16 protein-coding genes are annotated in these 12,481 nt (G+C 32.2%); 6 read left to right on the top strand and 10 right to left on the bottom strand.

Translation table 11 applies throughout. From position 1 onward, the window contains the following. Positions 1-7: 7 nt before the first annotated feature. The 10 genes from BUB80_RS05420 to BUB80_RS05375 all read right to left on the bottom strand — a co-directional run bounded on the left by BUB80_RS05420 (position 8) and on the right by BUB80_RS05375 (position 8,111). Positions 8-307 (bottom strand): hypothetical protein, encoded by a 300-nt coding sequence (locus BUB80_RS05420; protein ID WP_073291653.1) that lies wholly within the window; start codon positions 305-307, stop codon positions 8-10. Between the two features lie 4 nt (positions 308-311). Continuing rightward, positions 312-512 (bottom strand): YqaE/Pmp3 family membrane protein, encoded by a 201-nt coding sequence (locus BUB80_RS05415; protein ID WP_073291651.1) that lies wholly within the window; start codon positions 510-512, stop codon positions 312-314. Positions 513-575: 63 nt separating this feature from the next. Further along, positions 576-956 (bottom strand): tetratricopeptide repeat protein, encoded by a 381-nt coding sequence (locus BUB80_RS23550; protein WP_073291649.1) that lies wholly within the window; start codon positions 954-956, stop codon positions 576-578. A 24-nt stretch (positions 957-980) separates the two neighbouring features. After that, the gene (locus tag BUB80_RS05405; protein WP_073291648.1) at positions 981-2,267 is read right to left on the bottom strand and encodes a serine hydrolase domain-containing protein; all 1,287 of its coding nucleotides are present in this window, start codon (positions 2,265-2,267) and stop codon (positions 981-983) included. 272 nt (positions 2,268-2,539) lie between these two features. After that, positions 2,540-3,379 (bottom strand): carboxylesterase family protein, encoded by an 840-nt coding sequence (locus BUB80_RS05400; protein ID WP_139262545.1) that lies wholly within the window; start codon positions 3,377-3,379, stop codon positions 2,540-2,542. A 54-nt stretch (positions 3,380-3,433) separates the two neighbouring features. Further along, a complete protein-coding gene (locus BUB80_RS05395; RefSeq protein WP_073291644.1) occupies positions 3,434-3,880 on the bottom strand; it encodes a nuclear transport factor 2 family protein in 447 nt (148 codons plus the stop codon). Between the two features lie 203 nt (positions 3,881-4,083). After that, the gene (locus BUB80_RS05390; protein WP_073291642.1) at positions 4,084-4,746 is read right to left on the bottom strand and encodes a hypothetical protein; all 663 of its coding nucleotides are present in this window, start codon (positions 4,744-4,746) and stop codon (positions 4,084-4,086) included. A gap of 63 nt (positions 4,747-4,809) precedes the next feature. After that, on the bottom strand, positions 4,810-5,541 hold the full coding sequence (locus tag BUB80_RS05385; protein WP_073291640.1) for a class I SAM-dependent methyltransferase: 732 nt from the start codon (positions 5,539-5,541) through the stop codon (positions 4,810-4,812). A gap of 48 nt (positions 5,542-5,589) precedes the next feature. Beyond that, the gene (locus BUB80_RS05380; RefSeq protein WP_073291638.1) at positions 5,590-6,024 is read right to left on the bottom strand and encodes a hypothetical protein; all 435 of its coding nucleotides are present in this window, start codon (positions 6,022-6,024) and stop codon (positions 5,590-5,592) included. A gap of 68 nt (positions 6,025-6,092) precedes the next feature. Then, a complete protein-coding gene (locus BUB80_RS05375) occupies positions 6,093-8,111 on the bottom strand; it encodes a M3 family metallopeptidase (RefSeq protein WP_073291636.1) in 2,019 nt (672 codons plus the stop codon). Positions 8,112-8,287: 176 nt separating this feature from the next. Here BUB80_RS05375 and BUB80_RS05370 point away from each other — a divergent pair, with 176 nt between their 5' ends. From BUB80_RS05370 to rimM, 6 genes are all read left to right on the top strand, one after another. After that, entirely contained in the window at positions 8,288-8,797 is a 510-nt protein-coding gene (locus BUB80_RS05370) for a DUF2867 domain-containing protein (RefSeq protein WP_083547067.1), read from the top strand. Between the two features lie 227 nt (positions 8,798-9,024). Continuing rightward, positions 9,025-9,558 carry an SRPBCC family protein gene (locus tag BUB80_RS05365; protein WP_073291634.1) on the top strand — a complete coding sequence of 178 codons (534 nt, stop codon included), beginning with the start codon at positions 9,025-9,027 and terminating at the stop codon, positions 9,556-9,558. Between the two features lie 149 nt (positions 9,559-9,707). Continuing rightward, the gene (locus tag BUB80_RS05360; RefSeq protein WP_073291632.1) at positions 9,708-10,157 is read left to right on the top strand and encodes a GreA/GreB family elongation factor; all 450 of its coding nucleotides are present in this window, start codon (positions 9,708-9,710) and stop codon (positions 10,155-10,157) included. Positions 10,158-10,280: 123 nt separating this feature from the next. Next, positions 10,281-10,814, top strand: a complete 534-nt coding sequence (locus tag BUB80_RS05355) for a nitroreductase family protein (protein ID WP_073291630.1) — start codon at positions 10,281-10,283, stop codon at positions 10,812-10,814. Between the two features lie 491 nt (positions 10,815-11,305). Then, positions 11,306-11,875: a 30S ribosomal protein S16 gene (locus tag BUB80_RS05350; protein WP_073291629.1), complete on the top strand. Its 570-nt coding sequence runs from the start codon at positions 11,306-11,308 to the stop codon at positions 11,873-11,875. 11 nt (positions 11,876-11,886) lie between these two features. Continuing rightward, positions 11,887-12,429 carry a ribosome maturation factor RimM gene (gene rimM / locus BUB80_RS05345; protein ID WP_073291627.1) on the top strand — a complete coding sequence of 181 codons (543 nt, stop codon included), beginning with the start codon at positions 11,887-11,889 and terminating at the stop codon, positions 12,427-12,429. Positions 12,430-12,481 lie beyond the last annotated feature (52 nt).

The raw sequence follows: 12,481 nt of genomic DNA, 5'->3' as shown, positions 1-12,481 counted from the left end.
ATTCCGTTTAATCTCCATAGGCAATGAGCCCGCTTTTTTCTTTGTCGGCTACCTCTAATATTTTAATCAACTTTTGTACTTCGATATCTTTTTGTAATTGATGTTTTAAAATATTTTGGTGGATCATTTTTATTTCTGCAGTATTCCATCTGAAATCTGAATAATAGTAAAATTTCTCTTCAATAATATTTTTATTTTGTAAATTACCGAATGTTTTATCATCAAGATCTCCAACGAATTGCAATTCCAGTTTTTCAGGAAAGCTGGGAGTAGGCTGATGATCTTTTATGGAATAAAAATCGAGCATTTAATTATCTCTGATTATTTCGCATGGCCTTAATCAATTTATCATTTCGCTCTTCTGCTCTTTCGTTGTTCAATGATAATACTGCCCAGGCTGCAGCCGGAATCCAACCAATTAAAGTAATTTGTAAAATTAAACAGATAATTCCTGTTAAGACTTTTCCACGAACGATGAAGGATAAAAAGGGTAATAAAATAGCTAGTAACATGGTTTTTAGAATTTAAATTATAAATAAAAATAAGTAATTTTTTTTAATAGTTAAAATAAATTCTTACTGAGAGTTAGGGTCGAAATATGCTTTAAAAGTCAACGGATCTTCCATTTTATTTTCAGCCGTTTCAAGGTATTCGTGATACTCTTCCTGATGCATTTCCATGTAAACCATGACAATGGCCAAGTTGATGTATAAGTTTTTATCTACTGAACCTAAGTTGAGGGCGGTCTTCAAATATTCTATGGCTTTTTCATTTTCTCCCATATCAGAATAGACTGCGCCGATATTAATTAAAGCTGCTGTATTTTCAGGTTCGATGAGTAAAATTTCATCTAATTCTTTAACTAAAAGATCATTGATGTCATCCCAGTGATCTTCATTTTCCCATCTTTTTGCCTGAAGTTTTTTTACGTTTTCTAGTCTTGAAATTATATTCATTATTTAAAAATATAGATGTATTTATTATTCAATTTTTATAGTTTTCAATGTAATCCCAGTTGAAATAATAACGAGATTATACTTTCCATCATGATTAATGAAATTATAACTGTCTTTAGATTCAGGATTATCAAAAAAAGAAAATTCTGATTCCGGATAGATCTTTGTCTTTTCGCCGTCACTATCTGTAATGCTTAACTGCTCATTCTCTAAAGAAACAGTAAAGGTTTGCGTTTTGTCTGCTTCCAATTCAAATTTCCCGAGATATCTTTTTAAAACTTCAGGAGAAAGAGCAATGGCATTTTTATAAATTTTCTTTGGAACTTCATACGGCTTATCATCCAATATATTGATGACATCACCAGTAACTTCCTGGAATGGAATATCAGTATAATTTGATACAAAGATAAACGTAATCTTAGAAGTAATATTTTGATAATAATATGCTCTGTAGCCTGGTCTTCCTCCAGCCTGTATCAACACGCCTTTTTCTCCAAACATTTTAAGAGCTAGAGATTTTTTAATGTATTTTCCTGTAAGGAGTTGTTGACTGAAGAGATAAAGATCATCAATGGTAGAAAAATAATTTCCGGTTTCAAATCTATTGATACTATTTCGGGAAACAGGAACTATTTTGCCATTTTCAGTTGAGAAGCCATATGCAAAATCAGAAATAGATTGGGTGTTATTGAACTCTCCGGTATGATTCAGCTTATATTTTTTAATAATCTCATACTGCATAAAATCCCAATATCCATTATTAGAAACTTTATCAATAATATAATGTAAAACGAAGTATCCAACGTTAGAATATAAAGTTTTAGTACCAGGTTCAAACTCTAAAGATTCTCGCTTTGCAAGTTCTATGATTTTGTCTAGCTTAAGATGATCGTACTTTTCATAATCTTTAATTTCTCTGGGCAGGCCAGATTTATGATCCATCAATTGTTCGATCGAAATTTTATTGCCGTTTGGAAAATCTGGAATGAATTTAGTTATTTTGTCTGACAAATTTATTTTCCCCTGTTCTAAAAGTTTTAATATCCCGTAACGTATAAAGATCTTAGACACTGATGCAATAATAAATTTACTGTTATGATTTATTTTTAAACTATCATTTTCTCCAGTAATATTATATGTTTTGTCGAGAACTTTTGCCCCGTTTTTTGCTACAATTACATTTCCATTGAAATTTTTAATTTCCGTTAAAGCTAAGAAATACTCGTCTAATTTTTGTTCATAATTGTTATTATTTTGAGAAAAAGTATGTACGGAATAAAAAAAAGCAAGAAAGGATATCAGTGTTTTCATAATCAATTGGTTATGGGGGTTTTGTATAAGACAGTTCAATGCTTTTTTATATTACATTTTATGATGTAATAAATTTCCTTTGTTATTAAAAACGAAGGTAGGAAAAACAATCTCCTGAAGCAACCCATTAATATTTGAGTAATTGACGGCTGATATTCAAATCTTAGTTGATATGCAATTTTACTTACAGTCCAATAATTGGTAATCAATCATTACTTATCTTTTTATGCAGTTTTTTTTCGTCAAAATTATCGTAATAAGTAAAATATTTTTTATTTGCGTTTTTCAAATAACCATTTCGGAATTTCATCTGTAATCAAAAACGGAATCACAATATTGTTATGATTAAGATTGGTGAATGTTGTGAAAATCAATTTTTTGTCGGAAGGAAGTTTATTGAATAATTCTACGCTGCCAATATATGGGTTTTCATCATCATTTTTGCCGTGGATTAACCAGATGTTTTTTTCTTTAATTGCATTAAGATTCGACAAATCCGGAACGGAGGCAACAGAAACCATCGCAGCAAATGTATTAGGTTGTAAACTCATTAAATTTTGAGCTGTGGAACCTCCCATTGAATAACCAATCAGATAGATTCTGTTGGTATCTATATTGGGATATTCTTTTTTAAGATTTGTAATCAATTTCAATAAAGCAAAAACCTCGTTGGATGGTTTTGAAACTTGAATACCTTCTCCATTGATCTCATAATTTGTGGATCGTGTATTGAATTGTGGTGCAACAACATAACAAGGGTATTTCTCATAAATTTCATCGCGTAACCAGATTTTAGCAAAGGGCTCAAGCTGATTTTCATTATCATTGCCAATTCTTGAAGAGTTATGAAATGTAATAACCAACGGATATTTTTTGTTTACGAGATTATTTTTAGGCGTTAAAAATCTGTAAGGAATTTGAATGTCATTATCTATGAATATTTTCTTTTGAAATTTATTGGTGTTTAAGCTGTTTAATATTTTTCTATTGTTTAAAAAAGTAAGTGTATCAACTTTTGTATCCCGAAATTCTTTTTTTTGTCCAAAAATTGGATTGATGGTGAAGATCATCAAAAGGATGATTATATTCTGTTCAAGTTTTCTTGTATGCATACTGTTCATAAAAATTAGGGATAAATTTCAGATTGTTTTTTTGATATTTTTTAATTATTCAATATTGTCATAATACGTAAAATCTTTGGTAATTTTCCCATTCTCTATAGTGAATATGGTACAAATGGGAAGCTCAAATTTTGAATTACCAGGACCTGATCCCGTAGAAATAAACTCTACGATGATGTTATTTTCTCCGGATGGATAAATCTGAATGATTTTATCTTTTAAATCAGGAAAAAGTTGGTTTAGTTCTGAATATTTTTTCACAAAATCTTTCTTGGTCTGTTTTACAATTCCGGTTCCTAATGAAGGATCTTTGAATTCAGCATTGTCAATATATAGATTGGATAAATTTTCCCATTGATGCTTGTTGAAAAGCTCAAAATAATTGGTAATCAGTTTTTCGTTTTCACTTATATTCTTTTCAGAAACGGTATTGCAGGATAATAAAAGGAAAGAAATAAAAAATATAGGGAATAGCTTTTTGATTGTTTTCATGGGTTAGATTTTCACCTGTTTGTGTTGACAGATTGTTGAAATAAAAGTATGAAAAAATCAGGATATATTCATTAAAAAAAAAAGAAAGCCTTTGAAAACTCAAAAGCTTGTTGATGATATTATTCTATAGCGTATGTAGCGGTTCTTGTTTACACATGATATTTGGCTCTCTTTATAAGTGAGAAGTTCATAGGTCTTTAAAATTATTTAAAAGCAGGAAGATCTTTTATTTCAGGTTTGAAAACGACTTCCTGGATGGCTTTGCTAATTGAAATCCGTGCAATAGTCAAAGGATGCTGAGGGAATTCTGCATCATATTTTTCCTGCTCAGATTTGTTCATTAAAGTTCCTTCTTTAAAAGTAGGATCATAAGGATCTTCGAACCAGTTTTGAAGATCATCATTATCAAAAGAAACTTCTTCGCTTTCTAATAATTTACTTAAAATAACGGTATCTCGAATTCCGGTTGTTCCCGCTTCAACTGCTTGTACTTTGATCACGAAACTGCAGTTTTTAAAAGGAATTGTCACGGAAGCAATATAAGTCATTCCACTTTCGGCTTGAGGAATTTTAAAAATAGTTTTTACACTAGGGATATTTTGTACTTTGAAAGTATTTACTTCAATAATTCCACCGCCTGATGCAGCAATAGATTTCCTATGAAAATCTCTCAGATGATTAGTATCTTTTATGGTAGGTAGATCAGGCTGAAGGTCAAAAAAATATAATGAAATTAAAGCATTTTGTTCAGGATTTACCCAAATAATTCTAGACTCATTTTCTTCTACTTTATCCCATCCGAAATGAGGAATAGAAACAGAATTAATATGTACTTTAGCTTTCTTTTTCTTTAAGAAGTTGAACATAATAGTTACGTTTTTTTAGATAAATATAGTTTTTTTCAGTGTAAGTTAATTTTAAAAACTGAGTTACTTTTCTACAGAAATCAATAGCATCATCGGTCTGCGCAATTCATCTTTCATTTCTGAAAACTCTTTCAGCATTTCTTCACTCGGTTCTGGTTCAATTACTTCTTTGATTTTAAAACCTTGTCGTAAAAGGCTGTTGAGATACGTTGTTAAAGTTCTGTGGTATTTTACAACGTCTTCACCTAAAAAAGTAGTATTTCTTTTTCCTTCTATGAAATAATTATCCACAGGCCAATGCAGCTTTTCTCCATTTTCATTATAAGCCCAATCCTGATTTCCCTGTGCTGTAAAAACAGGATGTTCCACTGAAAACACAAAATGTCCGTTCGGTTTCAACCATTTGTAAATGTTTTGCGCCAAGGTATCAAATGATTCTATATAATGGAAAGTCAAAGAGCTTAAAATAATATCAAATTTATCAGCAGGATAATCTACTTCTTCAAGGGCTTTTCTTTCATAGTGAATACCTTCCAGAGCATTGATTTCTCTCGCTTTTTCAAGCATCTTTTCTGAAAGGTCAATTCCAATAACAGATTTTGCCCCATTTTCAATAGCATATCTGCAATGCCAACCAAAACCACAGCCCAAATCAAGAACATCCTTCCCTGAAAAATCAGGCAACATTTTTTTCAAAGCAGGCCATTCTCCTGCACCTTCCAATCCTTTTTGAGAACGGAGCATTTTTTCGTATTGTTTGAAAAAGGAAGTGTTGTCGTATTTGTTTTGTTGCATATTGCTGTGTTTTTTTATTTTCTAGCCAGAGGGATATATTGTTATTATTTAAAATGAATATTTATTTTTAAAATCTATTCCATTATAATATTCTGCAGGATTGACAAAACTAATGAAACCTATATCGGAATCAAGTTTTTGTTTTAAATCATTTAAATAAACTTCTGCTTGCTCAATTGTACCATCAATTGTTAAGCTAAATACAGTTTTGTTATCGTTTGTAATATTTACACCAAAATAAATATTATCAGGATTATCTGTAGATTGATTCCAATAAAACGTTTGATCAATATTACTTGTATTCACAAAATAATCAATCATTTCCTGATTACTACTAAATCCTTCCTCGCTATCAATTCTGAAAGTATAATCTAAATTCAAAGGTTTATATTTCGGTAAATAAAAGTTCAGAAGCTCAAAAATTTTTCCGGATGATTTCGTATCATAATAAACTTGACAGACAATATCTCTAATTATTTTCATTGATTTTTTATTAAATTAAAAACCATTAAGCTTTAATTAAGGCTTAATGGTTTTCAATATTTTATTTTTTACCCAAACGCCCTCTTCAACAAACTTTCCACTTTCGGTTCGCTTCCTCTGAAATTCTTATACAATTCCATTGGATCTTTTGTTCCGCCGGAAGAAAGAAGGATTTTATATTTTGCGGCGATTTCAGGATTAAAAATTCCGTTTTCTTTAAAATACTGGAAAGCATCAGCGTCCAAAACTTCTGCCCATTTGTAAGAATAGTATCCCGCAGAATATCCACCTTGGAAAATATGGGAGAAACTCGGGCTCATGGCCGTTTCAGGATTTGAAGGATAAAGTTGTGTTGCTTTGGTGTACTTATCTTCAAACTCTTTTACAGTCTCATTTTCCAACTCTGCAACTTTTGTATGATAATTCATATCCAAAATTCCGAAACCTAATTGTCTCATCGTTTGATAGCCTTCCATAAAGTTTTTAGACTGTTCAATCTTTTGAATTTTTTCATCGGGAAGAACTTCACCTGTTTTATAATGTTTTGCGAAAGTTTTTAAGAACTCAGGTTCGTAACAAAAATTCTCCAGAAACTGAGAAGGCAATTCAACAAAATCCCATTTTACAGAAGTTCCTGAAAGGGTAGGGTATTGCGTGTTAGCCAACATTCCGTGAAGAGCGTGACCAAACTCATGGAATAAAGTCGTCACTTCCTGGAACGTCAATAAACTCGGTGTATCTTTTGTCGGTTTGTTGAAATTACAAACGATAGAAATATGTGGACGGGAGTTTTCACCATCTTTTTTATACTGATTTTTGTAGCTCGTCATCCAGGCTCCGGCTCTTTTACCTTTTCTTGGGAAATAGTCGACGTATAACAACGATTTGTACTCGCCATTCTCTTTGACTTCATACACTTTCACATCTTCATGATATTTTGGAATATCGTTTCTTTCTTCAAAGGTTAACCCGAATAATTGATGAGCCAAACCAAAAACAGCATCTTGAACCTGATCTAATGGGAAATAAGGTTTTAATTCCTCATCGTTTAAATCATATTTTGCTTTACGAAGTTTTTCAGCATAAAAAGTATGATCATAACCTTGTATTTCGTCTATTCCATCAGCTTTTGCTAATGATTTTAATTCTTCAATTTCTTTTTCAGCGTAAGGCTTTGCTTTCGTTAGCATCTCATTTAAAAAGTCCAATACCTTGGTTGGAGATTTTGCCATTCTTTCTTCCAACACATAGTCTGCATAATTTGCATAGCCTAATAATTCAGCTTTTTGTTGTTTTAGAGTAAGCAATTCTTTGATAAGATTTTGATTGTCAAATTCGCCACCGTCAAAAGATTTTTTACCATTGGCTAAGGCAATTTCTTTTCTTAATTCACGGTTTTCAGCGTAGGTTATCAGCGGAAGGTAACTTGGATATTGCAATGTCACAACCCAACCTTCATGATTTCTTTCTTTCGCTTCTTCTGCGTATTGTTCGATAATGGCTTCGGGAATTCCTGCCAGATCTTCTTTATTCGTAATATGTTTGAAATAATTATTGGTAGAGGCCAATACATTTTGCCCGAATTGCAGAGATTTTAAAGATAAATCCATGCTGATATTCTTTAATTTTTCTTTGTCTTCTTCGTTCAGTAAAGCACCGCTTCTCACAAAACCTTTGTAGGTTTCATTTAAAAGCATGTGTTGCTCTTCATTAAGATTATATTTTTCTTTCTCGTCGTACACTTTTTTAATCTTGTTGAAAAGTGCTTCGTTTTGAGAAATCTTTGATGAATATTCTGTTAAGATCGGAGAAACTTCCTGAGCGATCTGTTGAAGTTCGTCACTTGTTTCTGCAGAATTTAAATTGAAAAAGATATTAGAAACCGCATCCAATTGTTCTCCCGAATACGCCAATGCTTCAATGACATTTTCAAAAGTGGGTTCTTCTGAATTATTGACAATAGTATTGATTTCTTCTTCTGATGTTTGAATTAACTCTTTAAAAGCGGGAAGATAATCTTCATTTTTAATAGAATTGAATGGCGCTGAATGATATGGTGTGTTAAATTTTTCTGTTAAAATATTCATTGTTCGATTTTTAATGATTGTAAATGTAATAAATCGTATTGATTTGGTTGTTGAAATCTCAAAAATAATGCCTTAATGAGATGGTGTGACAAAAAGTGCATCATCTTTAATAATCTTGTCATAGGGCAAGTCATCCTACTGTCAGAATAATTAGTTTTGAATACAAGTAAAATGATATGATGCTGAAAATACCTGAAGAGTCATTATTAAATAATCAACATTTCGATTATGGAGATTCCTTTGTGAAAGAGTTTATCCATAAAGACCAAAACCTGAACTCAGGCCAAATAGGAAAGCTGTTCTTCACGAGCAGTTCAACATGGATCAAAAAACTGTTTTCATTGAGAAATAGGATTGTCAAAATTTTTGGATTAAAAATTCCTGAAGGTCAAAATGAACATGCTAAAGATCTAAAATATGAGCCGGGAGATCAAATCGGACTTTTTAAAATTTTTCACAAAACCCATAATGAAATAATTATTGGGGAGGATGATAGCCATTTGAATTTCAGGGTTTCCTTATTGTTGGATGATCATAATTTGCTAAATAAAAAAAGAAAACTAACCATTACAACTCTTGTGCAATACAATAATTGGTGGGGAAAACTATATTTTTTTCCGGTTAAACCTTTTCACAAAATCATTGTTGCTTCTAAGATAAATGCAATCATTAAAAATTTAGAGTAGCCGATACAAAAGAATAATGTTTACTATTTTGAATCCTGATGTATAGTATGTTTTATTGAAAGAATAAAGCAATTCTCAAAAATAATAGGTCGGTACAAAGTTGCTACAAAATGTTTTATCTTTAATGTCTTGTCATAAGTAAAGTTGAGATAGAGGCGGAATGATTACTTTTGACAACATACTTCAAACTTAATGTGGTTAAAAACTAACTTTTAAATATTCAAACTATGAAAACAATTTTAAAAACTATTGGGGTAATTATTCTTTTAATTATTGCATATGCCATAATTGCAATGCTGGCTTTCGGTAAAAATTACCATTATGAAAAATCTGTGGTAGTAAAAGCTCCGAAAGAAAAAGTATGGCAGCAGATAAGTTCTATGAAGGCATTTAATGAATGGAATCCTTGGATGAAATTAGATAAAACAATGAAAATCACGTATACCGGAACTTCCGGAGAAGTGGGAGATAAATATTGTTGGGACAGTAAAAATGATGATGCAGGAGCGGGCTGTCAGGAAATTAAAGAATTGGTTTTAAATGAAAAGCAGAAAACAGAGATGATCTTTGCCAAACCTTTTGAAGGGCAGGCAACCTCTGAGATTGTTTTGTCTTCTGAAGGAAATTCCACAAAAGTGTTGTGGACTATGGATACCGAGCAAGATCCAATGATGAAAATAATGAGACCGATAATGGATTACCAAATGGGAAAATCCTACGAAGAAGGGTTGAATAATTTGAAAGCATTGGTAGAAAAATAAAATGAGAGCCTTGTAAATTTTACAAGGCTTTTTTAATACTTTTTTTTCAAGAAATGAGGAGTAATTATTTTGATTATTTGAAGTTTTTAGAATATCAAAAATAAAATAGTATTCAAAAAAATATTATCTTTATGTAAAGAATTCGATTTATGGAGAAGATTGTATTTGAGAAAAATGATATAAGAAATTATGTAAAAACCGTGATTGCAGAAAAGATTGAAAAGTTGAAAAATTTTATCGAGTTTACCTTGGATGCAAGCCGCGATATCAAAAAAACTCCGAAATATGATAGTATGAGAGAAGAAATGCAAGAGGAAATTTACCAAATGCAAAGACAGCTTGCTGCTTTAAATGATCTTCAGCGCAATATGGCAAAAGTGTTAAATACGAGTACAGAAAGAGTACAGTTGGGATCAATTGTGATTACCAATAAAGCTCGTTTTTATATTTCGGTTTCTTTGGGAGAGTTCTTTTTTGAGGGTGATCGCTTTTATGCTATTTCTTCCGAAAGTCCAATGGCTAAAAAAATGATGGGCATGAAACCAGGTGATGATTTTACTTTGAATAAGATTCATCAGAAAATCGTAGAAGTGTTGTAAGAAATATGAATTGTTTCCATACTGTCATTCTGACGAAGGAAGGATCTGAAAATTTATTAGCTAATAACAGAAAACCTGCAACTTGCAGCCGTCAACGATCAACTTTTTCGTAATTTTGTATCTATGAATAAAGCAGAAGTTTTAAAAGAAATCATAGAGCAAAGAAAAAGCATCTTTCCAAAAGATTACACTGAAACAGAAATATCTCAGGAAATTATTAATGAGATATTACATTCAGCAACATTTGCTCCCAATCACAAACGTACGAAACCTTGGCGTTTTAAGATTTTCAAAGGAGAAGAAAAGGCAAAACTAGCTTCAGAAATGCAGACTATTTATAAGGCTTCTCAACCCGAACATTTATTTTTAGAGAAAAAATATAATGATATTGGCTTTAAAATTAATAAAGCAGATGCTGTAGTTTCTATTATTGTTAATTTCAGCGGAATGGTTCCTGAATGGGAAGAAATCGCTGCTGTTTCTATGGCAGTTCAGAATATGTATTTAACATGTACAGCAAATAATATTGGCTGCTATTGGAGCTCTCCTAAAATCGTAGATCATTTGAAAGATTCTTTAACTATTGAAGAAAATCAGAAATGTCTTGGGCTTTTCTACATGGGAAAGGTTGATCACTTTAACAATGGATCTGTTTAAATCTTTTTTTAGAGGCTTTTGAATTCGCCGAATTATTTTAAGGAGCTATTTCCCGCTTTCCACTGTATCTTTTTTGTTACGGCCTCCGCTTCGCTCCGGCCGCAACAAAAAAGGATGTCGTTCCAATCGGGGCTAGAGTTTTAGGAATGGTGGCTTCGGGAGCCTCAGCCACCAGATAATTTTGTCGTTCTCTCTAAGAACTAGTAACCATAATCTTTGTCATCCTGAAAGGATCTAGACACGAATTTTTCCAGACGATTTTCTAATACTATGTTCAGACTCTTTCAGAATGACAAACTTTGCGGGAATAATTATTAGAAGAAAAAGTAAGGAATAACGTTTACAAATTTATCAATGAAAGCCCATTAAAGCATTATTACATTGCTAGGCTGATAAATTGTTGTATTTATTGATCGTAGAATTGAAAATTTTATTTATCTTTGCACTCTTAAATATTTAACTGGGACGAGTTCCCGTAAAATTCAAACATTATGTCAGTAAAAATCAGATTACAAAGACACGGATCAAAAGGGAGACCTTTTTTCCACATCGTGGTTGCAGATGCTAGAGCTAGAAGAGATGGTAGATTCATCGAGAAACTAGGTACTTACAACCCAATTACTAACCCTGCGACTATCGATTTGAACGTTGATTCTGCTGTAAAGTGGTTAAACAACGGTGCTCAACCAACTGATACTGCAAGAGCTATTCTTTCTTACAAAGGAGTACTTTACAAAAAACACTTACAAGGTGGTGTTGCTAAAGGATCTTTTGACGAGGCTGAAGCTGAAAAAAGATTTGCTGCTTGGTTAGAAACTAAAGAACAAAAAGTACAAGGTAAAGTAGAAGGTTTATCTAAAGCTCAGTCTGATGCTAAGAAAGCTGCATTAGAAGCTGAAGTTAAAGTAAACGAAGCTAGAGTTGCTGCTGCTGCACAAGTTATTGCTGATGCTAAGGCTGCTGAAGAAGCTGCTAACGCACCTGCTGAAGAAGTTGTTGCTGAAGCTACAGAAGGAGAAGCTCCTGCTGCTACTGAAACTGAAGAAAACACTGAAGCTTAAAAATCCCTGTTATGCGTAAAGAAGATTGCTATTTACTAGGAAAAATCACACGCAGACACGGCCTTGCGGGTAATGTGATCCTTAAATTGGACACAGACCAGCCCGAGCTTTACAATAAACTGGAATCAATATTCGTTGAGATCAACGGATTATTGGTTCCTTTTTTTATTGCAAAATCATCTTGGAGCAAATTAGATGCTCTGAACCTTGCCTTTAAAAACTCTTCTGAGGCTTTAGTAGACCAATCTTTAGGGAAAAGCGTATTCTTACCGCTTGCTACATTGCCAAAACTTACAGGGAAACAATTTTATTATCACGAAATCATAGGATATAATATTCTTGATGAGCATGATAATGACTGTGGTGTTATTCGATCAGTAAATGATCAGACGGCTCAGGTTTATTTCGTTACAAACTTAGACGGGAAAGAAGTTGTTATTCCTATGATCAAAGACTGGATTCTGGAAGTTGATAGAGAAGAAAGAACCATCAAAATGATGCTTCCTGAAGGTCTTATTGATGTCTTTTTAGTTTCTTCTAAAAAAGACGAATAAATTTTCTATTTCCAAAAAAAGATGATAGCTAATAAAACCATCATCTTTCCAT

This window comes from Chryseobacterium polytrichastri (assembly GCF_900142445.1).
GTDB lineage: Bacteria > Bacteroidota > Bacteroidia > Flavobacteriales > Weeksellaceae > Chryseobacterium > Chryseobacterium polytrichastri.
This window is presented reverse-complemented; position numbering and strand designations above follow the sequence as displayed.